Origin of the sequence: Trabulsiella odontotermitis (genome assembly GCF_001188485.1) — a bacterium.
In the GTDB taxonomy this organism is placed as follows: Bacteria; Pseudomonadota; Gammaproteobacteria; order Enterobacterales; family Enterobacteriaceae; genus Trabulsiella; species Trabulsiella odontotermitis_A.
This window is the reverse complement of sequence record NZ_JNGH01000096.1, coordinates 33,339-57,189: the sequence shown is the minus strand read 5'-3', so window position 1 is coordinate 57,189 and position 23,851 is coordinate 33,339. Positions and strand designations below refer to the sequence as shown.

Genomic DNA, 23,851 nt, shown 5'->3' with positions numbered 1-23,851 from the left:
GTATTTAGGCATGCAGAAAGAACAACTTTCCGCTTTAATGGATGGCGAAACGCTGGATAACGAGCTTCTCAACACGTTGAGTAGTTCTCCTGAACTGCAAAAAACCTGGGAAAGCTACCACCTCATCCGCGATTCACTCCGTGGCGATACCGGCGAGATGCTGCATTTTGATATCTCTGCCCGCGTCATGGCCGCCATTGAAAACGAGCCTGTGCGCCAGGCAACGCCGCTGATTCCCGAAGCCCAGCCGGCACCGCACCAGTGGCAGAAAATGCCGTTCTGGCAGAAAGTGCGCCCGTGGGCCAGCTCACTTACCCAAATGGGCGTCGCCGCCTGTGTATCACTTGCAGTCATCGTCGGCGTGCAGCAGTATAATGGGCAATCTGAATCATCCCAGCAGCCTGAAGCCCCCGTCTTCAACACGTTGCCTATGATGGGTAAAGCCAGCCCGGTAAGCCTGGGCGTACCTACTGATGCGACTGCCGGCACCGGCCAGCAACAGCAGGTGCAGGAGCAGCGCCGTCGTATCAATGCAATGTTGCAAGATTATGAGTTGCAGCGCCGTTTGCACTCCGAACAGCTTCAGTTTGAACAGGCACAAACCCAGCAAGCCGCTGTTCAGGTGCCAGGGTATCAAACTTTAGGAACGCAATCGCAGTAATGAAGCAACTTTGGTGTGCCATACCGCTTGTGGTTGGTAGCCTGTTCTTCTCTGTCAACGCCTCGGCTGATGTTTCGTCCGGGGCGTTGTTGCAGCAAATGAACCTGGCGAGCCAGTCACTCAATTACGAGCTGTCATTTGTCAGCATCAGCAAGCAAGGCGTCGAATCACTGCGTTATCGCCACGCTCGTCTCAACAATCAACCGTTATCTCAGCTGTTGCAGATGGATGGCCCGCGCCGTGAAGTCGTCCAGCGCGGTAATGAGATCAGCTATTTTGAGCCGGGGCTTGAGCCCTTCACGCTTAATGGCGACTACATCGTTGATTCCTTACCTTCGCTGGTCTATACCGATTTCAAACGCCTGTCGCCTTACTACGATTTCATCTCCGTCGGGCGTACCCGTATTGCCGATCATCTGTGCGAAGTGATTCGCGTGGTGGCCAAAGACGGCACGCGTTACAGCTACATCGTCTGGCTGGATTCTGAAACCAAACTGCCGTTGCGCGTCGATTTGCTCGATCGCGACGGGGAAACGCTGGAGCAGTTCCGGGTGATTGCGTTCACGGTGAACAACAACGTGAGTGACAGCATGGAAAATCTGGCGAAAGCCAGCCTGCCGCCGCTACTGTCGGTACCAGCGGGTGACAAATCCAGCTTTAGCTGGACCACCTCCTGGGTGCCGCAGGGCTTCAGTGAAGTCTCCAGCAGCCGCCGCACATTACCTACGCTCAATCTGCCGGTGGAGTCACGCCTCTATTCTGACGGGCTGTTTAGCTTCTCCGTCAATATCAGCCGGGCAACCCCGACCAGCAGCGAGCAAATGCTGCGCACGGGGCGTCGTACGGTGACCACCTCGATTCGCGATAACGCGGAAATCACCATCGTCGGCGAATTGCCGCCACCTACGGCGAAACGCATCGCCGAAAGCGTTAAATTCGGGGCAGCGCAATGATCAAAGAGTGGGCAACGGTGGTTTCCTGGCAGAGCGGGCTGGCGAAGGTCAGCTGTGATGTCAAAGCGTCGTGCAGCAGTTGTGCGTCTCGTGCTGGTTGCGGCTCACGTATCCTGAATAAACTCGGGCCGCAAACGCAGCACACTATCGTCGTTCCAAGCGAGCAGCCGCTGGTCGCCGGGCAAAAAGTGGAACTGGGGATTGCGGAAGGCAGCCTGCTGAGTTCTGCGCTGCTGGTATATATGTCGCCGCTGGTGGGGTTATTTGTGGTGGGCGGCCTCTTTCAGGTGCTGTTTGGCGGCGATCTTGCGGCGCTCTGTGGTGCGCTGCTCGGCGGCGTCGGCGGCTTTTTACTCGCCCGCGGACTGTCGCCTAAGCTGGCGGCCCGGGCTGAATGGCAGCCGGTCATCCTGAGCGTTGGCCTGCCTCCTGACATGCTGCGCGTTGACGCATCTCCCTCCGAAACAGGTCAGTGATCGCGCTGGCTTTCGTTTTACTTACATCTCGCATCAGATCTCCCGCTAAGCTTACCGGAAGAGCATTTCCTGGTTGTGGCGTTGTAGTGTAGAATGCGGCGTTTTCGAACGACAAAACGTCAGGCACAGAACAGCGGCCTCAAGGTATTCGTAAGGCATAAATAATTAATATATGAAGAACATACGTAACTTTTCGATCATTGCTCATATCGACCACGGTAAGTCGACGCTGTCTGACCGCATTATCCAGATTTGCGGTGGCCTTTCTGATCGCGAAATGGAAGCGCAGGTTCTCGACTCCATGGACCTGGAGCGCGAGCGCGGCATTACGATTAAAGCGCAAAGCGTGACGCTCGATTATAAAGCCTCCGACGGTGAAACTTATCAGCTGAACTTTATCGATACCCCGGGCCACGTCGACTTCTCCTATGAAGTTTCGCGTTCTCTGGCCGCGTGCGAAGGTGCGCTGCTGGTGGTTGACGCAGGGCAGGGGGTTGAAGCGCAGACGCTGGCGAACTGCTATACCGCCATTGAAATGGATCTGGAAGTGGTTCCGGTTCTGAACAAAATCGATCTGCCTGCCGCCGATCCTGAGCGCGTGGCGGAAGAAATTGAAGATATCGTCGGCATCGACGCTACCGATGCGGTGCGCTGCTCGGCGAAAACCGGCGTGGGCGTTCAGGATGTGCTGGAGCGACTGGTCCGTGATATCCCGGCACCGGAAGGTGATGAAAACGCACCGCTGCAGGCCCTGATTATCGACTCCTGGTTTGATAACTATCTGGGCGTCGTTTCCCTGATTCGCGTGAAAAACGGCACCCTGCGCAAAGGCGACAAAGTGAAGGTAATGAGCACCGGTCAGGTGTACAACGCCGATCGCCTTGGCATCTTTACGCCGAAACAGGTGGATCGCACTGAACTGAAATGCGGCGAAGTGGGCTGGCTGGTATGTGCGATTAAAGACATTCTCGGCGCGCCGGTGGGCGATACCCTCACGCTGTCACGTAATCCTGCCGATAAAGCATTACCGGGCTTTAAAAAAGTGAAGCCGCAGGTCTATGCCGGTCTGTTCCCGGTGAGCTCTGATGATTACGAAGCCTTCCGCGATGCGCTCGGCAAGCTGAGCCTCAACGATGCGTCCCTGTTCTACGAGCCGGAAAGCTCGACGGCGCTGGGCTTTGGCTTCCGCTGCGGCTTCCTCGGTCTGCTGCATATGGAGATCATCCAGGAGCGTCTGGAGCGTGAATACGATCTGGATCTGATCACCACCGCGCCAACGGTAGTGTACGAAGTTCAGACGACCAACAAAGAAGTGATCTACGTCGACAGCCCGTCCAAGCTGCCGCCGCTGAATAACATTGACGAGTTGCGTGAGCCGATCGCCGAATGTCATATGCTGCTGCCGCAGGAGTATCTGGGCAACGTCATGACGCTCTGCGTGGAAAAACGTGGTGTGCAGACCAACATGGTCTACCACGGCAACCAGGTGGCGCTGACTTATGAAATTCCGATGGCGGAAGTGGTGCTCGACTTCTTCGACCGTCTGAAGTCGACCTCTCGCGGCTATGCGTCGCTGGATTACAACTTCAAGCGCTTCCAGGCGTCCAACATGGTGCGTGTGGACGTGCTGATCAACGGCGAGCGCGTCGATGCGCTGGCGCTGATCACCCACAACGATAACGCGCCGTACCGTGGTCGTGAACTGGTTGAGAAGATGAAAGAGTTGATCCCGCGTCAGCAGTTTGACATCGCGATCCAGGCGGCTATCGGAAACCACATTATTGCGCGCTCTACCGTGAAACAGTTACGTAAAAACGTGCTGGCAAAATGTTACGGTGGTGACGTGAGCCGTAAGAAAAAGCTGCTGCAGAAACAGAAAGAAGGTAAGAAGCGAATGAAGCAGGTCGGTAACGTTGAGCTGCCGCAGGAAGCATTCCTCGCCATTCTGCATGTCGGTAAAGACGGTAAATAACCCTAAGGAGTTGGCATGGCGAACAAGTTTGCCGTAATCCTGGTGATCGCGACCCTGATAACAGGGCTGCTGTGGTGCCTGGATAAGTTCTTTTTCGCAGCGAAGCGTCGTGAACGCCAGGCCGCCGCGCAGGCAGCGACGGGCGATCAACTGGATAAAAAAACGCTGAAGAAAGTCGGCCCGAAACCGGGCTGGCTGGAAACCGGCGCATCGATTTTCCCGGTCCTGGCGATCGTGCTGGTGGTGCGTTCATTCATCTATGAACCCTTCCAGATCCCATCGGGTTCGATGATGCCAACGCTGCTGATCGGCGATTTCATCCTCGTGGAGAAATTCGCTTACGGCATTAAAGATCCGATTTACCAGAACACGTTGATCGAAACCGGTCACCCGAAACGTGGTGATATCGTGGTCTTTAAATACCCGGAAGAGCCGAGTCTGGATTACATCAAACGCGCCGTGGGTCTACCGGGCGATAAAGTCACTTACGATCCGGTCGCGAAAGAGGTGACCATCCAGCCAGGCTGCAGCTCCGGCCAGGCATGCGGCAACGCGCTGCCGGTGACTTACTCCAACGTTGAGCCGAGCGATTTCGTGCAGACGTTTGCCCGTCGTAACGGCGGCGAAGCGACCAGCGGTTTCTGGGAACTGCCGAAAAGCGAAAGCAAAGAAAACGGTATTCGCCTGACGGAACGTAAAGAGACGCTGGGCGAGGTGACTCACCGCATTCTGACCGTGCCTATCGCTCAGGATCAACTGGGCATGTACTACCAGCAGGCCGGTCAGCCGCTGGCGACCTGGGTCGTGCCGCCAGGACAGTACTTTATGATGGGCGACAACCGCGACAACAGCGCCGACAGCCGCTACTGGGGTTTTGTCCCGGAAGCGAACCTTGTGGGCCGCGCCGTGGGGNTCCGTTCATGTTGTCGCCAGCCAATGGCGGCAACATGAATTATTTAAGATATAAATCGTTCTGACTAACGACTTCCTTTCCCGTTGTGTATAGAATATTCCCCCGAAAGTTTTGGTTGTCTCCTGCACAGGAGCCACGGCACACGAAACCGCGTTGGTGATGCTTTTTCAGGTCGGTTTCGTGTGCTGAATTGTTGACGCATTCATTTATTGGTAACGCATGAACCCCATCGTAATTAATCGGCTTCAACGGAAGCTGGGCTACACTTTTCATCATCAGGAGCTGTTGCAACAGGCATTAACCCACCGCAGTGCCAGCAGCAAACACAATGAGCGTCTGGAATTTCTGGGCGATTCAATTTTAAGTTATGTGATTGCCAACGCGCTCTACCATCGCTTCCCCCGGGTTGACGAAGGTGATATGAGCCGTATGCGCGCCACGCTGGTTCGCGGTAATACGCTGGCGGAAATCGCCCGCGAGTTTGAACTGGGTGAATGTCTGCGCCTTGGGCCTGGCGAACTGAAAAGCGGTGGTTTTCGTCGTGAATCTATTCTTGCCGATACGGTCGAAGCGCTGATTGGCGGTGTTTTCCTCGACAGCGATATTCAGAATGTCGAGAAGCTGATCCTCTCCTGGTATCAGACGCGTCTGGACGAAATCAGTCCGGGCGATAAACAAAAAGATCCGAAAACGCGTCTGCAGGAATATTTGCAGGGTCGTCATCTGCCGCTGCCCACCTATCTGGTGGTGCAGGTGCGTGGCGAAGCCCACGATCAGGAATTTACTATCCACTGCCAGGTCAGCGGCCTGAGCGAACCGGTGGTTGGCACAGGTTCCAGCCGTCGCAAGGCTGAGCAGGCCGCCGCCGAACAGGCGCTGAAGAAGCTGGAGCTGGAATGAGCGAAGAAAAAACCTACTGCGGATTTATTGCCATCGTCGGTCGTCCGAACGTTGGCAAATCCACGCTGCTGAATAATCTGCTCGGGCAGAAGATCTCTATCACGTCCCGCAAAGCGCAGACCACCCGTCACCGCATTGTCGGCATCCATACGGAAGGCGCGTATCAGGCGATTTATGTCGATACCCCGGGCCTGCACATGGAAGAGAAGCGTGCGATCAACCGCCTGATGAACAAAGCAGCAAGCAGCTCTATCGGTGACGTTGAGCTGGTGATTTTCGTTGTCGAAGGTACCCGCTGGACGCCGGATGACGAAATGGTGCTGAACAAGCTGCGCGAAGGCAAAGCGCCCGTGATCCTCGCGGTCAACAAAGTCGACAACGTGCAGGAAAAAGCCGATCTGCTGCCGCATCTGCAGTTCCTCGGCAGCCAGATGAATTTCCTTGATATCGTGCCGATCTCAGCGGAAACCGGTCTGAACGTGGATACTGTCGCCGGAATCGTGCGTAAGCATCTGCCGGAAGCAGTCCATCACTTCCCGGAAGATTACATCACCGACCGTTCTCAGCGCTTTATGGCGTCTGAAATCATCCGTGAAAAGCTGATGCGCTTCCTGGGCGCCGAACTGCCGTATTCTGTGACCGTTGAAATCGAACGCTTCCAGACCAACGAGCGCGGTGGCTATGACATCAATGGGCTGATCCTCGTTGAGCGCGAAGGGCAGAAGAAGATGGTGATTGGCAACAAAGGTGCCAAAATCAAAACCATCGGCATCGAAGCCCGCAAAGATATGCAAGAGATGTTCGAAGCACCGGTTCACCTGGAACTGTGGGTGAAGGTGAAATCCGGCTGGGCCGACGACGAACGCGCGTTGCGTAGTCTCGGTTACGTTGATGATCTCTGAGTAGACTCCCATGGAGGGCTGGCAACGCGCTTTCGTCCTTCATAGTCGTCCCTGGAGCGAGACCAGCCTGATGCTGGACGTCTTCACGGAAGAGTCGGGTCGCGTGCGCCTGGTGGCCAAAGGCGCGCGTTCTAAACGTTCAAACCTGAAGGGCGCATTGCAGCCCTTTACTCCTCTGCTGGTCCGTTTTGGTGGGCGTGGTGATGTCAAAACGCTACGTAACGCGGAAGCTGTCTCACTGGCGCTGCCCTTAAGCGGTATCGCGCTCTACAGCGGTCTCTATGTCAACGAATTAATTGCTCGCGTGCTCGAACATGAGACCCGCTTCTCTGAACTCTTTTTTGATTACCTGCACTGTATCCAGTCGCTGGCGGGGGGGAGTGGTTCGCCTGAACCGGCGCTTCGCCGCTTTGAACTGGCGCTGCTGGGGCATCTGGGGTATGGCGTTGATTTTCTGCATTGCGCCGGAAGCGGTGAAGCGGTGGACGACACCATGACCTACCGTTACCGTGAAGAGAAGGGCTTTATTGCCAGCCTGGTGATTGATAACAACACCTTTACCGGGCACCATCTGAAAGCGCTCGCCAGCCGCGAGTTTCCGGATGCTGACACGCTGCGCGCAGCGAAACGCTTTACCCGTATTGCGCTGAAACCCTACCTGGGGGGAAAGCCGCTCAAAAGCCGCGAGCTGTTCCGGCAGTTTATGCCGAAGCGGTGAGTGACACGAACGAAAATAACACCGAGGATTGTCATGGCTGAATTACTGTTAGGCGTCAATATTGATCACATTGCCACTCTGCGTAACGCGCGCGGCACTGCTTATCCGGACCCGGTGCAGGCGGCGTTTATTGCCGAGCAGGCTGGTGCGGACGGCATCACCGTCCATTTGCGTGAAGACAGACGCCACATTACCGATCGCGATGTCCGCATTCTGCGTCAGACGCTGGACACGCGGATGAACCTTGAAATGGCGGTCACCGAAGAGATGGTGAACATCGCCTGCGACACTAAACCCCATTTCTGCTGCCTGGTGCCGGAAAAGCGCCAGGAAGTGACCACCGAGGGCGGTCTGGATGTCGCCGGGCAACGCGACAAAATGCGCGATGCCTGCCAGCGCCTTGCCGCCGCGGGCATTCAGGTTTCCCTGTTCATTGACGCCGACGTCGAGCAGATCAAAGCCGCTGCTGAAGTGGGCGCGCCATACATTGAAATTCATACCGGTTGCTATGCGGATGCCAAAGACGAAGCCACCCAGGCGAGTGAGCTGGAGCGAATCGCCAACGCCGCGACCTTTGCCGCCAGTCTTGGGCTGAAAGTAAACGCCGGGCACGGGCTGACCTATCACAACGTCAAACCGATTGCCGCGTTGCCGGAAATGCATGAGTTGAATATCGGCCACGCGATTATTGGTCGCGCAGTGATGAGCGGTCTGAAAGAGGCGGTGGCTGAAATGAAACGCCTGATGCTGGAAGCGCGTAAGTAATGGCTATTCTGGGCTTAGGCACCGACATCGTCGAAATCGCCCGTATCGAATCGGTGATCGCCCGCAGTGGCGATCGCCTGGCGCGACGCGTGCTGAGCGATAACGAATGGGCCATCTGGGAAGCGCACCAGCAGCCGGTGCGTTTTCTGGCGAAACGCTTTGCCGTCAAAGAGGCGGCCGCGAAGGCATTTGGCACCGGCATTCGCAACGGGCTCGCATTTAATCAGTTCGAAGTGTACAACGATGCGCTGGGTAAACCCCGGCTGCGTCTGTGGGGCGAAGCCAAAAATCTGGCCGAGAGTCTGGGCGTGGCGAGCATTCACGTTACGCTTGCGGATGAACGCCATTACGCCTGCGCGACGGTAATTATCGAAAGTTAAGATCAGATCTTATCGGCGTGATGCATCTGGACGAATTTGTCCCACAGTTGCTCTTCCGTTTCGACGTGTGCCGGATCCTTAAGGATGGTATTGGGGATAGGGCACACTTTCTGGCAGGTCGGCACGTCGTAGTGGCCGATGCATTCAGTACAGCGGTCGCTGTTAATCTCATAAATGCTGTTACCCATCGAAATGGCCTCATTCGGACATTCCGGTTCGCACATATCGCAATTGATGCATTTTTTGGTGATTAACAGCGCCATCAGGAAATTCTCGGAAACAACACAAACAGGGCGGGCATTATACGCGCATTCCCTGTTCAGACCAGTTTTTTCACCAGAGCTTCGCTGTGACGAATGCGCTCCGGCGCATGCTCCAGATCCTGCTGCACCAGCGCCATAAACAGCAAGTCAGTCAGCATCATCTGCGCGCTGGTGGACGAAATCGCGGCGCTACGGGTCGCCTGTTCCTCAGCGATAGTGTAAAGGCAGTGGCTGGCTTTTTGCTGTAACGTATTCGGCGAAAACCCGGTGATGGCGAGGACTTTAGCGCCGACGCGCAACGCTTCTTCTGTCGCCAGGTTTATCTCCCGACGCTCGCCGGAGTAGGAAATCGCCAGCAGCAGATCCTGCGATTCCATGGCCTGCACGGTCGCCAGTAGCGCATGCATATCCTGCTCGGCTACCGCATTGAGGCCAATTTTCATCAGCTTCCAGCTAAAGTTCCGCGCCACCAGACCGGAGGCGCCAATACCGGTCAGAATAATGCGCCGCGCGTCGCGCAGCAGCGCCACGCTTTCCAGCAGCTTGTCTTCGGCATTGACGTCCAGCGAGGCGTGCATCGCTGCCACGTTATCCTTGATGAGTTTCTCACCCACCAGACGCAGCGGATCGTCGCCGCGGATCAGGTTATGTACCGGCACGGATTGCGGATCCGGATGGCTCGCCAGCGCTTCGCTGAGCGCCAGTTTCAGTGCCGGAAACCCTTTGAAGCCTAGTTTTTGCGCAAACTTCACCACGCTTGACTGGCTGACACCGGCTTCCTTCGCCAGTTGCTGTGAACTGAGATGACGGGCCTCATCGGGCTCGGCAAGGATAAAATCAGCCAGTTTTTTGTCGCTTTGCGCCAGCCCAGGATAGCGCTGGCGGATGCGGATTAAACAATTCATTACACCTGCCTGTGAGAATATTTTATTCAATTATAGGGCATCACGACGAATAACGGTCATCTTAAAAGCGCTTGATTTGTTGCGTTTTTAAGCTATTTATTATTTTAATCAACAGGATACGCTGTCTTTCAGAAGAGATAAAGTCACATTACGGCAGGTTTTCGGAAATGTGAGGTTATCTCTGTTAGGCTATTCATCAGGATTGCCGGTTAATGATTTTCAGGAGTGAAGTGTGGTCAGTAACGCGCGTCGAGTCGTTTTTTTTGATCTGGATGGAACGCTGCATCAGCAGGATCTGTTTGGCAGTTTTGTCCGCTACCTGCTGCGTCATCAGCCGCTGAATCTGCTGCTGGTGCTCCCACTGCTGCCGGTGGTGGCTATCGCGCTGGGAATAAAAGGCCGCGCCGCCCGCTGGCCGATGAGCCTGTTGCTGTGGGCCTGTACATTTGGCCATAGCGAAGCGAGCCTGAGAGCGAAGGAAACCAAATTTGTCGCCTGGTTCCGGGAGAACGTGACCGCGTTTCCGGTGGTACATGAACGGTTGACGCAGTATCTCACCAGTTCAGACGCCGACGTATGGTTGATCACCGGTTCGCCGCATTCATTGGTTGAAAAGGTCTATTTCGATACGCTCTGGTTGCCACGGGTGAATGTTATCGCCAGCCAGATCGCGCGCCGCCACGGTGGTTGGGTGTTAACCTTGCGCTGCCTGGGTTATGAAAAAGTGGTGCAACTGGAGCGTAAAATTGGCGCGCCGCTGCGTCTGTACAGCGGTTACAGTGACAGCCGCCAGGATAACCCGCTGCTCAGCTATTGTGAGCACCGCTGGCGCGTCACGCCGCATGGTGAGCTGCAACAGCTGGAATAGTGGGTAATTCAATAACGGCTGTGTATAATGCGCCCCGCTGTCATTTCTGGAGTGCCTGACGTGTCCGACAACGAACACAACCATGAATACTGGATGCGCCATGCGTTAACGCTGGCTAAACGCGCCTGGGACGAAGGGGAAGTGCCAGTCGGCGCTGTGCTGGTGCACAATAATCAGGTGATTGGCGAGGGCTGGAACCGCCCGATTGGCCGTCACGATCCGACCGCCCATGCGGAAATCATGGCGCTGCGTCAGGGCGGGGCGGTCCTGCAAAACTACCGTCTGATCGACACCACGCTGTATGTCACTCTCGAGCCCTGCGTCATGTGCGCGGGGGCGATGGTGCACAGCCGCATCGGGCAACTGGTATTCGGCGCCCGGGACGCTAAAACCGGCGCGGCCGGTTCACTCATTGACGTGCTGCATCATCCGGGGATGAACCATCGGGTCGACATTATCGAAGGGGTGCTGAGCGACGAATGCGCCGCCATGCTGAGTGATTTTTTCCGCCACCGCCGGGCAGAGAAAAAAGCGCTAAAGAACGCCGCCAGCGCACAGGACGCCTCTTAATGACGCGGCACGTCGACCAGCAGGCGGGGGGTTTTGACCTGCAGCGGCCCACCGTGCTCACCCGGGAAAATTGATAAGAACGGCAGCATGCCTGGCCGTTTATCATTCAGCTCGTCCGGCGATACCGCCGGGTAATCCTGCGCAATTTGTACCGCCTGCGCCGCTTTCTTCTCTTTTTCCATCAAATAGCCCACAAGACTAATCTGATATTTGCGGATATTCTCTACGTAGGCGTAAGCTTCATGCCCGCGCGCGTAGCCGTAAGTGAGTTTGCTGTAGTACGGCTTCTGGCTGAGCAGCGGCAACCGCTGTTTCACGTCCGCCCAGCTGTCCGGGTTGCCTTTCTGCTTCGCCGTCAGCGCGCGCGCATCCAGCATATGCGCATAGCCCATGTTGTAGGCTGCTAGCGCAAACCAGATCCGCTCTTCCTGTGGCACCGTTTCCGGCACCTTGCTCATCATATCCTGCAGATAGCGCATGCCGCCGCTGATGCTCTGCTCGGCGTCGGTTCTGTCCGTCAGCCCCAGGCTCTGGGCGGTATTTTTGGTCAGCATCATCAGACCGCGCACGCCGGTCGGTGAGGTGGCTAACGGATCCCAGTGCGATTCCTGATAAGAAATGGCGGCCAGCAGGCGCCAGTCGATCTCCTGAGCATATTTCTCGAACATCGGCTGCAGGTCGGGCAGAGTGCTGTCCACCGCGCGCAGGAATGAGCGGGTATCGACGTAATCAAAATCGTCGCCGTGACCGAGATACTTTTCTTCGAGACGGGCCAGCGTGCCGTCTTCGTTGATATTATTGTAGAAATCGAGCATTGCCGCAGAGAGCGTGTTGTCTTCGTCTTTCAGGCTGAACCAGGTCACCGGTTGTTCGTCGGTGACGTCGAGCGCGACGGCAAGCTCAGGGTGAACGCGCTGGAACAGGCTGATAGCGACAGAGTCAGCAATGGTGTAGTTGATTTTGCCTTCAAGCACGTCTTCCATCAGCGCCACGGTGCCGCGTTTATCATCCACGGTCCAGGAAAGATTAGGGTACTTTTTTTCCTTTAACGCCTGCAGGTCGTTAATCGCGACGTGCCCTGGCGCAATCGTCAGCTGCTGCGCGTTGAGGTTTTCCAGCGAGCGCGGGCGAGGCGTTCCCACTTTGTAGACCAGCTGTTGTGAGACGGAGTAGTAGATTGGCCCGGCCTGGTAGTTTTTGACGCGCTCGGTGTTGTACACCAGCCCGGCGGCCAGCATATCGGCGTTGTCATGATCGAGATCGTCAAACAGCTCGCTGATATTCTGACGCACGGTAATAGTCAGCTTCACGCCCAGATAATCGGCGAACTGTTGTGCCAGCTCGTAATCGAGCCCCACCGCTTTATTATTGATATTGCTCCAGGTCAGCGGCGAGGCGATAGTGCTGACGCGCAGCTCACCCCGCGACTGAATCGCCGCGATGCGATTATCGGCTTTGCCGAACCAGGGAATAGAAGGCCAAAGGGCCGCTGCCAGCAGCAGAGCAACAACGCCGATAAGCAGATAATTAATCTTTAATTTTTTCAATTAGTTAATTCTCTGCGCTGAGTGAATGTCAGTCAGCCGTTACCATAATGATGTCAGGGAGATTGAGATATGTGAGCGGCATTTTGCTTAACAATGCGCCAGTTGGCAACTAATTAGAGAGATAAGTCACACCAATTGACAAAATAAAACGGTGATTTTATTTCGACGCAAACGGTTACGTCGCCGCCCAGGATCCTCTATAATGACGCCCGTTTTCCCCCTTGCGTACACTGAAACCCAGAAGACGAGAGACTTATGATGGAAATTCTGCGAGGTTCGCCTGCACTGTCGGCATTTCGGATCAACAAATTACTGACGCGCTTCCAGGCAGCCAACCTTCCGGTCAGCGATATTTACGCTGAATATGTTCATTTTGCCGAACTGAGCGCACCGCTCGCCGGCGAAGAACATGCCCGGCTTGAACGTCTGCTCAAGTATGGCCCGAGCCTGAGCAGCCATGCGCCCACCGGAAAACTGCTGCTCGTCACCCCTCGCCCCGGCACCATCTCCCCCTGGTCTTCCAAAGCTACCGACATCGCCCATAACTGCGGATTATCACAAGTGGTTCGCCTGGAGCGCGGCGTCGCCTGGTATATTGAGGCGAGTACGCTGACCGCAGAACAGTGGAACGCCGTCGCAGCGGAACTGCACGATCGCATGATGGAGAGCGTGTTTACCTCTCTGGAAGCGGCGGAAAAACTGTTTGCTCACCATCAGCCTGCGCCGGTAACGGCGGTTGACCTGCTGGGGCAGGGACGTCAGGCGTTGATCGACGCCAACCTGCGTCTCGGTCTGGCACTGGCGGATGATGAAATTGATTATCTGCAGGCCGCGTTTGAAAAACTCGGTCGCAACCCAAACGACATCGAACTCTACATGTTCGCGCAGGCCAACTCTGAGCACTGCCGCCATAAAATCTTTAACGCCGACTGGGTGATCGACGGCGAACAGCAGCCTAAATCGCTGTTCAAAATGATCAAGAACACCTTTGAGAAAACGCCGGATCACGTGCTGTCGGCCTACAAAGACAACGCGGCGGTGATGGAAGGCTCTGAGATCGGACGCTTCTTTGCCGATCACGAGGCGGGTCGCTACGACTTCCATCAGGAAGCGGCGCATATTCTGATGAAGGTCGAAACGCATAACCACCCGACGGCAATTTCGCCGTGGCCGGGCGCGGCGACCGGCTCTGGTGGTGAAATCCGTGATGAAGGGGCGACCGGGCGCGGGGCGAAACCGAAAGCCGGGCTGGTGGGGTTCTCCGTCTCTAACCTGCGTATTCCGGGCTTTGAACAACCGTGGGAAGAAGATTTCGGCAAGCCGGATCGCATTGTCACGGCGCTGGATATCATGACCGAAGGCCCGCTGGGCGGCGCGGCGTTCAACAATGAATTTGGTCGTCCGGCGCTGAACGGTTATTTCCGTACCTACGAAGAAAAAGTGAACAGCCACAACGGCGAAGAGCTGCGCGGCTATCACAAACCGATCATGCTGGCGGGCGGTATCGGCAACATTCGCGCCGATCATGTGCAGAAAGGCGAGATCCCGCCAGGCGCGAAGCTTATCGTGCTCGGTGGTCCGGCGATGAACATCGGTCTCGGCGGCGGTGCGGCGTCGTCGATGGCGTCCGGCCAGTCCGACGCCGATCTTGATTTTGCCTCCGTTCAGCGTGACAACGCGGAAATGGAGCGCCGCTGTCAGGAAGTGATCGACCGCTGCTGGCAGATGGGCAACGACAACCCGATTCTGTTTATTCATGATNNACCGCCAGCCATTTCGACAACCAGCCGATCGATATGCCGCTGGACGTGCTGCTCGGTAAAACGCCGAAAATGACCCGTAACGTCACCACGCTCACCGCGAAAGGCGATGCGCTGGATCGCCAGGGTATTACCGTTGCCGACGCGGTGAACCGCGTGCTGCACCTCCCTGCGGTGGCGGAAAAAACCTTCCTCGTCACCATNGAACTGCGCGGTGACCACCGCCAGCCTCGACAGCTACTACGGCGAAGCGATGGCGCTGGGCGAACGTGCGCCGGTGGCGCTGCTCGATTTTGCTGCCTCGGCGCGTCTGGCTGTCGGTGAAGCACTGACTAATATCGCCGCCACGCAGATTGGCGACATCAAACGTATTAAGCTTTCCGCGAACTGGATGGCGGCGGCAGGGCACCCGGGTGAAGACGCAGGCCTGTACGAAGCCGTTAAAGCGGTGGGGGAAGAGTTGTGTCCGGCGCTGGGGCTGACCATTCCGGTGGGTAAAGACTCCATGTCGATGAAAACCCGCTGGCAGGAAGGCAGCGAGCAGCGCGAAATGACCTCGCCGCTGTCGCTGGTGATCACCGCGTTTGCCCGCGTCGAAGACGTGCGCGGCACCGTGACGCCGCAACTTTCTACCGAGGATAACGCGCTGCTGCTGATCGATCTCGGTCAGGGCCGCAACGCGCTTGGCGCAACGGCGCTGGCACAGGTTTATCGTCAACTTGGCGACACACCAGCTGATGTGCGCGACGTGGCACAGCTGAAAGGCTTCTACGATGCGATGCAGGCGCTGGTGGCGCAGCGTAAGCTGCTGGCTTATCACGACCGTTCTGACGGCGGCCTGCTGGTGACGCTGGCAGAAATGGCTTTTACCGGTCACTGTGGCGTGCAGGTGGATATCGCCGCGCTGGGTGAGGATCGTCTGGCGGCATTGTTCAATGAAGAGCTGGGCGCGGTGATCCAGGTACGTGCTGCGGATCGCGATGCGGTCGCCGCGCTGCTGGCGACCCACGGTCTCGGCGATTGCGTTCACTACCTTGGTCAGGCCATAGCGGGTGACCAGTTCCTCATCGAAGCCAACGGGCAACACGTTTACCGCGAAAGCCGTGCGCAGCTTCGTCTGTGGTGGGCAGAAACCACCTGGCAGATGCAGCGCCTGCGCGATAACCCGGAATGTGCCGATCAGGAACATCACGCCAAAGCCAACGACAACGATCCGGGTCTGAATGTTAAGCTCAGCTTCGACATCAACGATGATGTCGCGGCACCTTATATCGCTACCGGCGCGCGTCCGAAAGTGGCTATTCTGCGCGAACAGGGCGTTAACTCACACGTCGAAATGGCGGCGGCGTTCCACCGCGCGGGTTTCGATGCGATCGACGTGCATATGAGCGATCTGCTGGCCGGGCGCACCGGGCTGGACGATTTCCAGACGCTGGTGGCCTGTGGCGGCTTCTCTTACGGGGACGTGTTGGGGGCGGGCGAAGGCTGGGCGAAATCCATTCTGTTCAACAGCCGTGTGCGCGACGCGTTCGAAACCTTCTTCCACCGTCCGCAGACGCTGGCGCTGGGCGTCTGTAACGGCTGCCAGATGATGTCGAATCTGCGTGAGTTGATCCCCGGCAGTTCGCTGTGGCCGCGCTTCGTGCGTAACCACTCGGACCGCTTTGAAGCGCGTTTTAGCCTGGTGGAAGTGACCCAGAGCCCGTCGCTGCTGCTGCAGGGCATGGTGGGTTCGCAAATGCCGATCGCCGTTTCGCATGGTGAAGGCCGCGTTGAGGTGCGTGATGACGCACATCTGGCATCGCTGGAAAGCAAAGGACTGGTGGCGCTGCGCTACGTGGATAATTTCGGTAACGTCACGGAAACCTATCCGGCGAACCCGAACGGCTCCCCGAACGGCATCACGGCAGTGACCAGCGAAACCGGCCGCGTCACCATCATGATGCCGCACCCGGAACGCGTCGCCCGTACGGTGTCGAACTCCTGGCACCCGGAAAACTGGGGCGAGGACAGCCCGTGGATGCGTATCTTCCGCAACGCGCGTAAACAGCTGGGCTGATGAGCGTGTAAGCCCGGTGAGCGCAGTGCGCCACCGGGCTTTTTTATTGCTGTCGGGAAATCGCGACAATCACGCATTACCTGTGTCGCTAATCGGAGACATTTAACCTGTTGATTTATAACGATGTTAATGAGTCGACACGATGCTGTTGCTAATCAGAGACACTCTGGTTAAAAGATATACCAAGTCAATGCATTGCTGATCATCAATAAAACGCTTATATATCATTATGTTAATAAATTGTTTTGCAAGCTGGCATAGTTAGTGCATAATAATTAGCAGTGGCTCATTCACTCTCTTATGTCAGCCCCTTCGGGACGTGCTACATAAACCTCGAATGACGCACAAACAGGTGCCTGCCGTCCAACTTCTGATATCAGCATTGCTATATCAACCTCCGGGCGAAACGTCGAGTTAGGCACCGCCTTATTTCATGATAAAGCCGGGTTTTTACCCGGCTTTATTGTATCTGTACCTCGTCCTCAGTTACCCTTCCTGAATGCTTACATGTTGAGACGATATCATTGAAACGCTGGTCTCTTTTCCCCCGTTCGCTGCGTCAACTGGTCATGCTCTCCTTTTTGCTGATCCTGCTGCCGTTGCTGGTGCTGGCCTGGCAGGCCTGGCAGAGCCTGAACGCTCTCAGCGCCCAGGCGGCGCAGACGAACCGCACTACGCTGATTGACGCCCGCCGCAGCGAAGCGATGACCAACGTGGCGCTGGAGATGGAGCGCAGCTATCGTCAGTACTGCGTGCTTGATGATGCAACGCTGGCGAAGGTCTATCAGAGCCAGCGCCGACGCTATGCGGAGATGCTGGATGCGCACGCGGGCATTCTGCCGGATGACAAGCTCTACCAGTCACTGCGCGAGGATCTGGATGCGCTGGAGACTATCCAGTGCAAAAACAGCGGGCCGGACGCGCCATCAGCGGCACGGCTGGAGGCGTTCGCCAGCGCCAATACTGAAATGGTGCAGGCCACCCGCACGGTGGTGTTCTCGCGCGGGCAGCAGCTCCAGCACGCCATTGCCGAACGCGGCCAGTTCTTTGGCTGGCAGGCGCTGGTACTGTTTCTGGTGAGTCTGGTGATGGTGCTGCTGTTCACCCGCATGATTATCGGGCCGGTGAAGGGCATCGAGCGGATGATCAACCGGCTGGGGGAAGGGCGGTCGCTGGGGAATACCGTGGTCTTTAAAGGGCCGCGCGAGCTGCGGTCGGTTGGGCAGCGCATCATCTGGCTGAGCGAGCGTCTGGCGTGGCTGGAGTCGCAGCGCCACCAGTTTTTGCGCCACCTCTCTCATGAGCTGAAAACGCCGCTTGCCAGCATGCGTGAAGGCACCGAGCTGCTGGCGGATGAGGTGGTCGGTACGTTGACGCCGGAGCAGAAAGAGGTGGTCGACATTCTGGATGACAGCAGCCGCAACCTGCAAAAGCTGATTGAACAACTGCTGGATTACAACCGTAAACTGGCGGACAGCGCGACGGAAATGGAAAACGTCGACATCGTTTCGCTGGTGGAAATGGTCGTCTCCGCCCACAGTTTACCGGCACGGGCTAAAATGATGCATACCGAGGTGGCGCTGGAAGCGCGCGAGTGCCACGCGGAGCCGATGCTGTTAATGAGCGTGCTGGACAATCTCTACTCTAATGCGGTGCACTACGGTGCTGAATCCGGTAACATTTATATTCGCAGCCATACCCTGGATGACAAGGTACGCATTGAGGTTGTGAATACGGGAACGCCAATACCTGAGGCTGAACGCGGGATGATTTTTGAACCGTTCTATCAGGGAAGCCATCAGCGTAAAGGTGCGGTAAAAGGGAGTGGGCTGGGGTTAAGCATTGCCAGGGATTGTGTGCGTCGTATGCACGGCGAACTCAATCTTGTGGATGACAGCACGAGCGACGTCTGTTTTCGCATCGAGCTCCCTGCCTTCGGGCCGGAACACACTAACAAATAAATATCAGTCTGGTGAATATGTCCCATTTCTTAGCGTCAATTTTTAACGCGGTGCACTGGCGCCGCGTCATATTCCCCGCTGTGTCCAGCCTGATGCTGGCTGGATGTACGTCGGGCCTTATCCATCATGCTGTGGGCGATAAAATAGACGAAAACCTGCCGCAGCAGCAGGTCGCTGATTTTCTGTCGACCGATTGTGCCGATATCTGGTCACTGACAGGTGAAGTGACGGACAAAAACCCGCTTTACTGGCTGCGCGGCATCGACTGCGCGGCACGCCTGACGCCGGAACAGGCGCGTACCGAAGCTCGCATGCTCGACAGCGATCGCTGGCAGGAGGCGTTCAAGCGCGGCATTTTGCTGGGTAACGCCAAAATTAACCCTGTCGAACGCCGCGATCTGGTCGCGCATATGGATGCGCAGAGCCGTCAGATCCCCACCCAGGTGCGTCCGCTGTTCGAACTCTGGCGCGACGGTCAGGCGCTGCAACTGCAGCTCTCTGACGAGCGCTCACGCTATGCGAAGCTACAACAGACGAGCGACAGCGAGCTGGACATTCTGCGCCAGCAGCAGCAACACCTGCGTTCGCAACTGGATCTGACCACGCGGAAACTGGAGAACCTGACCGATATCGAGCGTCAGCTTTCCACCCGCAAACCCGCCGGAAATTTCAATCCGGACGCCAGTCATGCGGGGGACAAACCCCCGGCCGCGAAGGATGACGTTCCGCCCGAAGAGGATAAGCCATGATAACCCGCAAGCCTGCCCGCCTTTTACTGGTCGATGACGATCCCGGTCTGCTGAAGTTGCTTGGCATGCGCCTCAGCAGCGAAGGCTACAGCGTCGTCACCGCCGAAAGCGGTCAGGAAGGGCTGCGTGTGCTGTCGCGGGAAAAGATCGACCTGGTGATCAGCGACTTGCGGATGGATGAAATGGACGGCCTGCAGCTGTTCGCAGAAATCCAGAAAGTGCAGCCGGGCATGCCGGTGATTATTCTCACCGCGCACGGCTCGATCCCGGAAGCGGTCAGCGCCACGCAACAAGGCGTGTTCAGTTTTCTCACCAAACCCGTCGACCGCGACGCNNTCCCGCCCCTGCCGGTGACGACCAGTGGCGGGAATCCATCGTCACCCGCAGCCCGCTGATGCTGCGTCTGCTCGAGCAGGCCCGCATGGTGGCGCAGTCGGACGTCAGCGTGCTGATCGTCGGACAGAGCGGCACCGGTAAAGAGATTTTCGCTCAGGCGATCCACAACGCCAGCTCACGCAACAGCAAGCCGTTTATCGCCATTAACTGCGGTGCGTTGCCGGAACAGCTGCTGGAATCGGAACTGTTCGGCCATGCGCGCGGGGCGTTCACCGGCGCGGTCAGCAATCGAGAAGGGCTGTTCCAGGCGGCAGAAGGCGGCACGCTGTTTCTTGATGAGATTGGCGACATGCCGATTTCGTTACAGGTTAAATTGTTGCGCGTGTTGCAGGAGCGCAAAGTGCGGCCGTTGGGCAGCAACCGCGATATCGATATCGACGTGCGCATCATCTCCGCCACGCACCGTGACCTGCCAAAAGCGATGGCGCGCGGTGAGTTTCGTGAAGATTTGTTCTATCGACTCAACGTGGTGAACCTGAAGATCCCGGCGCTGGCAGAGCGAACAGAAGACATTCCGCTGCTGGCCAATCATCTGCTGCGGCAATCGGCGGACAGGCACAAACCGTTTGTACGCGCGTTTTCGACCGATGCCATGAAACGGCTGATGGCCGCGAGCTGGCCGGGCAACGTGCGCCAGCTGGTGAACGTCATTGAGCAGTGCGTGGCGCTGACCTCGTCGCCCGTCATTAGCGATGCGCTGGTGGAGCAGGCGCTGGAAGGCGAAAACACCGCGCTGCCGACCTTTGTCGAAGCGCGCAATCAGTTTGAGCTAAACTACCTGCGCAAGCTGCTGCAAATCACCAAAGGCAACGTCACCCACGCCGCGCGCATGGCAGGTCGCAACCGCACGGAGTTTTACAAGCTGTTGTCCCGCCACGAGCTGGACGCGAACGATTTTAAAGAGTAGCTCCACAATTTTTCCGACGATATGATACGGTAAGCAACCGGTTACGCGTACAAAACAGGAACACCATGAAAAAGATTGATGCGATTATTAAACCCTTCAAACTCGACGACGTGCGTGAAGCGCTGGCAGAAGTCGGCATCACCGGTATGACGGTGACGGAAGTGAAAGGCTTTGGCCGTCAGAAGGGACATACAGAGCTGTATCGTGGCGCGGAATACATGGTGGATTTTCTGCCGAAGGTGAAGATTGAAATCGTCGTTACCGACGATATCGTGGATACCTGCGTGGACACGATCATTCGCACGGCGCAGACCGGCAAAATTGGCGATGGTAAGATTTTTGTTTTCGACGTGGCGCGGGTGATTCGTATCCGTACCGGTGAAGAAGATGACGCGGCCATCTGATAACAAAACGCCCCCGCTTCGCAACGGAGCAGGGGCGTCTGTTTTTAACACTTACAGCACTTTATGCGGGCCGAAGCATTCGTAATGAATGTGGTCCTGATTGACGCCCAGTGCCACCAGCTGCTTCGCGGCAAACTGCATGAAACCGACCGGGCCGCACAGATAAAACTGGGTCTGCGGATCGGTGAACTGACCTTCCAGCGCCGTTAAATCCATCATCCCTTCACTGTCAAAACGGTCGCCTTCCTGCGGAATGCGATACCAGGTATGGGCGTTGAATGCCGACAGTTTGCTGCCGTGCGCCGCCACTTCATCGGCAAACGCATGCACCTGGCCGTTTTCGGCGGCATGGTACCAGTTCACCTGTGCCTGATGGCCGCTCTGCGCCAGCGTATCGAGCATTGCCAGCATCGGGGTCTGACCCACGCCTGCGGAGATCAGCGTCACCGGCGTCGTCGGCTCAACGGCCATAAAGAAATCACCTGCCGGTGCGGCCAGATGCACCACGTCACCGACGTTCGTGCTGTTATGCAGCCAACTGGAAACCTGACCGCCGTCCTCGCGTTTCACCGCAATGCGATAGCCTTTGCCATTCGGCTTGCGGGTCAGTGAGTACTGACGAATTTCCTGATGTTTAAACCCTTCCGGCTTCAGCCATACGCCCAGATACTGCCCCGGCTGATAATCGGCGACCGGCTGGCCGTCGACTGGTTCGAACTCGAAACTGGTGATCAGCGCGCTGCGCGGCGTTTTGCTAACGATACGGAACGCGCGCGTGCCTTCCCAGCCGCCTTGTTTACTGGCGTTCTGCTGATAAAGTTCCGCTTCACGGTTGATGAACACGCCCGCCAGCACGCCGTAGGCTTTGCCCCAGGCATCGAGCACGTCCTGACCCGGGCTGAACATTTCGTCAAGCGTCGCCAGCAGGTGGCCGCCAACGATGTTGTACTGCTCCGGCTTGATCTGAAAACTGGTGTGTTTCTGCGCGATTTTTTCCACCGCCGGCAGCAGCGCCGGCAGATTTTCCAGGTTGCTGGCGTAAGCGGCGATGGCATTAAAGAGGGCTTCGCGCTGATCGCCGTTGCGCTGGTTGCTCATGTTGAAAATCTCTTTGAGCTCCGGGTTGTGCGTGAACATACGATCGTAAAAATGGGCGGTGAGTTTAGGACCGGTTTCGACCAGCAGGGGAATGGTGGCCTTGACCGTAGCGATGGTTTGAGCGTCGAGCATAGCAACTTCCTTTTTATGTTACTTTAATGATGTATTTGAAATGCATCTTATAAAAATACCCCTGCAATGTAAATGGATCTTTGCCGCATGAAAAATTTGCATCACAAACCTGAAAAGAAATCCTTAAGTAATGGGAAGGGCTTTATTCCTCAATTCCTTGTGCTGCCACGACGTAATCGTTTGCGTAAATTACTTTGTCAAGACCTGTTATCGCAGAACTAATCAGTTATACTGTGGGCCGTTGTCCAAACCGGACCCCTTTTCAGGGTTGAAATTTTTATCGTTAGCTGAGTCAGGAGATGCGGATGTTAAAGCGTGAAATGAACATTGCCGATTATGATGCCGAACTGTGGCAGGCTATGGAGCAGGAAAAAGTACGTCAGGAAGAGCACATCGAACTGATCGCCTCCGAAAACTACACCAGCCCGCGCGTGATGCAGGCGCAGGGGTCTCAGCTGACCAACAAATACGCGGAAGGATATCCGGGCAAGCGCTACTACGGCGGTTGCGAATATGTGGATATCGTTGAGCAACTGGCGATCGACCGTGCAAAAGCGCTGTTTGGCGCTGACTACGCCAACGTGCAGCCGCACTCCGGCTCTCAGGCTAACTTCGCGGTCTACACCGCGCTGCTGCAGCCGGGCGATACCGTTCTCGGTATGAACCTGGCGCAGGGCGGTCACCTGACGCACGGTTCTCCGGTTAACTTCTCCGGTAAACTCTACAACATCATCCCTTACGGCATTGATGCGACCGGTAAAATTGACTACGAAGATATGGCGAAGCAGGCCAAAGAGCACAAACCGAAAATGATCATCGGTGGCTTCTCGGCCTACTCCGGTATCGTTGACTGGGCAAAAATGCGTGAAATCGCCGACAGCATCGGCGCGTATCTGTTCGTCGATATGGCGCACGTCGCCGGTCTGATTGCGGCGGGCGTTTACCCGAACCCGGTTCCGCATGCGCACGTCGTGACCACCACCACTCACAAAACGCTGGCCGGCCCACGCGGTGGTCTGATCCTGGCGAAAGGTGGCGACGAAGAGCTGTATAAGAAACTGAACTCTGCCGTATTCCCAAGCGCGCAGGGCGGCCCGCTGATGCACGTGATTGCGGCGAAAGCCGTGGCGCTGAAAGAAGCGATGGAGCCAGAGTTTAAAGTTTACCAACAGCAGGTGGCAAAAAACGCTAAAGCGATGGTGGAAGTGTTCCTGAACCGTGGCTACAAAGTGGTCTCTGGCGGGACTGAAAACCACCTGTTCCTGCTGGATCTGGTCGACAAAAACCTGACCGGTAAAGAAGCCGATGCCGCGCTGGGCCGTGCCAACATCACCGTGAACAAAAACAGCGTGCCGAACGATCCGAAGAGCCCGTTCGTGACCTCCGGTGTGCGTATCGGTTCTCCGGCCGTTACTCGCCGCGGCTTTAAAGAAGCGGAAGTAAAAGAGCTGGCTGGCTGGATGTGCGATGTGCTGGACAACATCAACGACGAAGCGACCATCGAGCGTATCAAAGGCAAAGTGCTGGATATCTGCGCCCGCTTCCCGGTTTACGCATAATCACATCCCAGTAAAAAAGGCCGCTTTTGCGGC

At 56.5% G+C, this 23,851-nt stretch carries 19 protein-coding genes and 3 pseudogenes; 18 read left to right on the top strand and 4 right to left on the bottom strand.

The window, feature by feature from the left end; genetic code table 11:
- Positions 1 to 10: 10 nt before the first annotated feature.
- From rseA to acpS, 10 genes and pseudogenes are all read left to right on the top strand, one after another.
- A complete protein-coding gene (gene rseA / locus GM30_RS13930; protein WP_049849096.1) occupies positions 11 to 661 on the top strand; it encodes an anti-sigma-E factor RseA in 651 nt (216 codons plus the stop codon).
- Positions 661 to 1,614, top strand: coding sequence for a sigma-E factor regulatory protein RseB (rseB, locus tag GM30_RS13925; RefSeq protein ID WP_049849095.1), 954 nt, complete (start codon positions 661 to 663; stop codon positions 1,612 to 1,614). The genes rseA and rseB overlap by 1 nt, the downstream gene beginning before the upstream one ends.
- Positions 1,611 to 2,090: a SoxR-reducing system protein RseC gene (gene rseC, locus GM30_RS13920; protein WP_049849094.1), complete on the top strand. Its 480-nt coding sequence runs from the start codon at positions 1,611 to 1,613 to the stop codon at positions 2,088 to 2,090. Before rseB ends, rseC begins: the two co-directional genes overlap by 4 nt.
- Before the next feature lie 172 nt (positions 2,091 to 2,262).
- Positions 2,263 to 4,062, top strand: coding sequence for a translation elongation factor 4 (lepA, locus tag GM30_RS13915; protein WP_049849093.1), 1,800 nt, complete (start codon positions 2,263 to 2,265; stop codon positions 4,060 to 4,062).
- Between the two features lie 15 nt (positions 4,063 to 4,077).
- Positions 4,078 to 4,968 (top strand): annotated as a pseudogene (lepB, locus tag GM30_RS13910) (signal peptidase I); the annotation flags it as partial.
- Positions 4,969 to 5,194: 226 nt separating this feature from the next.
- Positions 5,195 to 5,875: a ribonuclease III gene (rnc, locus tag GM30_RS13905; protein WP_038157166.1), complete on the top strand. Its 681-nt coding sequence runs from the start codon at positions 5,195 to 5,197 to the stop codon at positions 5,873 to 5,875.
- Positions 5,872 to 6,777 carry a GTPase Era gene (era, locus tag GM30_RS13900; protein ID WP_049849091.1) on the top strand — a complete coding sequence of 302 codons (906 nt, stop codon included), beginning with the start codon at positions 5,872 to 5,874 and terminating at the stop codon, positions 6,775 to 6,777. Before rnc ends, era begins: the two co-directional genes overlap by 4 nt.
- Before the next feature lie 10 nt (positions 6,778 to 6,787).
- Complete coding sequence (recO, locus tag GM30_RS13895; protein WP_049849090.1) at positions 6,788 to 7,495, top strand: DNA repair protein RecO; 708 nt, start codon at positions 6,788 to 6,790, stop codon at positions 7,493 to 7,495.
- 33 nt (positions 7,496 to 7,528) lie between these two features.
- A complete protein-coding gene (pdxJ, locus tag GM30_RS13890) occupies positions 7,529 to 8,260 on the top strand; it encodes a pyridoxine 5'-phosphate synthase (protein WP_049849089.1) in 732 nt (243 codons plus the stop codon).
- Positions 8,260 to 8,640 (top strand): holo-ACP synthase, encoded by a 381-nt coding sequence (acpS, locus tag GM30_RS13885; RefSeq protein WP_049849088.1) that lies wholly within the window; start codon positions 8,260 to 8,262, stop codon positions 8,638 to 8,640. The genes pdxJ and acpS overlap by 1 nt, the downstream gene beginning before the upstream one ends.
- 2 nt (positions 8,641 to 8,642) lie before the next feature.
- On the opposite strand, the gene GM30_RS13880 is transcribed toward acpS, so the two are convergent.
- Complete coding sequence (locus tag GM30_RS13880) at positions 8,643 to 8,903, bottom strand: YfhL family 4Fe-4S dicluster ferredoxin (RefSeq protein WP_049849087.1); 261 nt, start codon at positions 8,901 to 8,903, stop codon at positions 8,643 to 8,645.
- 56 nt (positions 8,904 to 8,959) lie between these two features.
- Positions 8,960 to 9,808 carry a MurR/RpiR family transcriptional regulator gene (locus tag GM30_RS13875; protein WP_049849086.1) on the bottom strand — a complete coding sequence of 283 codons (849 nt, stop codon included), beginning with the start codon at positions 9,806 to 9,808 and terminating at the stop codon, positions 8,960 to 8,962.
- Between the two features lie 232 nt (positions 9,809 to 10,040).
- On the opposite strand from GM30_RS13875, the gene yfhb reads away from it, so the two are divergent.
- Both yfhb and tadA read left to right on the top strand, forming a co-directional pair.
- A complete protein-coding gene (yfhb, locus tag GM30_RS13870) occupies positions 10,041 to 10,676 on the top strand; it encodes a phosphatidylglycerophosphatase C (RefSeq protein WP_049849085.1) in 636 nt (211 codons plus the stop codon).
- 27 nt (positions 10,677 to 10,703) lie between these two features.
- On the top strand, positions 10,704 to 11,246 hold the full coding sequence (tadA, locus tag GM30_RS13865) for a tRNA adenosine(34) deaminase TadA (RefSeq protein ID WP_072092121.1): 543 nt from the start codon (positions 10,704 to 10,706) through the stop codon (positions 11,244 to 11,246).
- Here tadA and mltF read toward each other — a convergent pair.
- Complete coding sequence (gene mltF, locus GM30_RS13860) at positions 11,243 to 12,793, bottom strand: membrane-bound lytic murein transglycosylase MltF (RefSeq protein ID WP_049849083.1); 1,551 nt, start codon at positions 12,791 to 12,793, stop codon at positions 11,243 to 11,245. The genes tadA and mltF overlap by 4 nt on opposite strands.
- Before the next feature lie 255 nt (positions 12,794 to 13,048).
- On the opposite strand from mltF, the pseudogene purL reads away from it, so the two are divergent.
- From purL to glnB, 5 genes and pseudogenes are all read left to right on the top strand, one after another.
- Positions 13,049 to 16,612 (top strand): annotated as a pseudogene (gene purL / locus GM30_RS13855) (phosphoribosylformylglycinamidine synthase).
- A gap of 524 nt (positions 16,613 to 17,136) precedes the next feature.
- Complete coding sequence (qseE, locus tag GM30_RS13850) at positions 17,137 to 18,573, top strand: two component system sensor histidine kinase QseE/GlrK (protein WP_049849082.1); 1,437 nt, start codon at positions 17,137 to 17,139, stop codon at positions 18,571 to 18,573.
- A gap of 17 nt (positions 18,574 to 18,590) precedes the next feature.
- On the top strand, positions 18,591 to 19,322 hold the full coding sequence (gene qseG / locus GM30_RS13845; RefSeq protein ID WP_049849081.1) for a two-component system QseEF-associated lipoprotein QseG: 732 nt from the start codon (positions 18,591 to 18,593) through the stop codon (positions 19,320 to 19,322).
- A pseudogene (glrR, locus tag GM30_RS13840) lies at positions 19,322 to 20,625 on the top strand (two-component system response regulator GlrR). Before qseG ends, glrR begins: the two are co-directional and overlap by 1 nt.
- 65 nt (positions 20,626 to 20,690) lie before the next feature.
- Entirely contained in the window at positions 20,691 to 21,029 is a 339-nt protein-coding gene (gene glnB, locus GM30_RS13835) for a nitrogen regulatory protein P-II (RefSeq protein WP_002914032.1), read from the top strand.
- A 51-nt stretch (positions 21,030 to 21,080) separates the two neighbouring features.
- Here the strand turns inward: glnB and hmpA are convergent, their stop codons facing one another.
- Positions 21,081 to 22,259: an NO-inducible flavohemoprotein gene (gene hmpA / locus GM30_RS13830; RefSeq protein ID WP_049849080.1), complete on the bottom strand. Its 1,179-nt coding sequence runs from the start codon at positions 22,257 to 22,259 to the stop codon at positions 21,081 to 21,083.
- A gap of 305 nt (positions 22,260 to 22,564) precedes the next feature.
- On the opposite strand from hmpA, the gene glyA reads away from it, so the two are divergent.
- Positions 22,565 to 23,818, top strand: coding sequence for a serine hydroxymethyltransferase (gene glyA / locus GM30_RS13825; RefSeq protein WP_049849079.1), 1,254 nt, complete (start codon positions 22,565 to 22,567; stop codon positions 23,816 to 23,818).
- The last annotated feature ends 33 nt before the right edge of the window (positions 23,819 to 23,851 follow it).

Coding starts and splice junctions, on each gene's coding strand:
- rseA (WP_049849096.1), top strand. CDS start 11: ATGCAGAAAGAACAACTTTCCGCTTTAATGGATGGCGAAACGCTGGAT.
- rseB (WP_049849095.1), top strand. CDS start 661: ATGAAGCAACTTTGGTGTGCCATACCGCTTGTGGTTGGTAGCCTGTTC.
- rseC (WP_049849094.1), top strand. CDS start 1,611: ATGATCAAAGAGTGGGCAACGGTGGTTTCCTGGCAGAGCGGGCTGGCG.
- lepA (WP_049849093.1), top strand. CDS start 2,263: ATGAAGAACATACGTAACTTTTCGATCATTGCTCATATCGACCACGGT.
- rnc (WP_038157166.1), top strand. CDS start 5,195: ATGAACCCCATCGTAATTAATCGGCTTCAACGGAAGCTGGGCTACACT.
- era (WP_049849091.1), top strand. CDS start 5,872: ATGAGCGAAGAAAAAACCTACTGCGGATTTATTGCCATCGTCGGTCGT.
- recO (WP_049849090.1), top strand. CDS start 6,788: ATGGAGGGCTGGCAACGCGCTTTCGTCCTTCATAGTCGTCCCTGGAGC.
- pdxJ (WP_049849089.1), top strand. CDS start 7,529: ATGGCTGAATTACTGTTAGGCGTCAATATTGATCACATTGCCACTCTG.
- acpS (WP_049849088.1), top strand. CDS start 8,260: ATGGCTATTCTGGGCTTAGGCACCGACATCGTCGAAATCGCCCGTATC.
- GM30_RS13880 (WP_049849087.1), bottom strand. CDS start 8,903: ATGGCGCTGTTAATCACCAAAAAATGCATCAATTGCGATATGTGCGAA.
- GM30_RS13875 (WP_049849086.1), bottom strand. CDS start 9,808: ATGAATTGTTTAATCCGCATCCGCCAGCGCTATCCTGGGCTGGCGCAA.
- tadA (WP_072092121.1), top strand. CDS start 10,704: ATGCGCCCCGCTGTCATTTCTGGAGTGCCTGACGTGTCCGACAACGAA.
- qseG (WP_049849081.1), top strand. CDS start 18,591: ATGTCCCATTTCTTAGCGTCAATTTTTAACGCGGTGCACTGGCGCCGC.
- glnB (WP_002914032.1), top strand. CDS start 20,691: ATGAAAAAGATTGATGCGATTATTAAACCCTTCAAACTCGACGACGTG.
- hmpA (WP_049849080.1), bottom strand. CDS start 22,259: ATGCTCGACGCTCAAACCATCGCTACGGTCAAGGCCACCATTCCCCTG.
- glyA (WP_049849079.1), top strand. CDS start 22,565: ATGTTAAAGCGTGAAATGAACATTGCCGATTATGATGCCGAACTGTGG.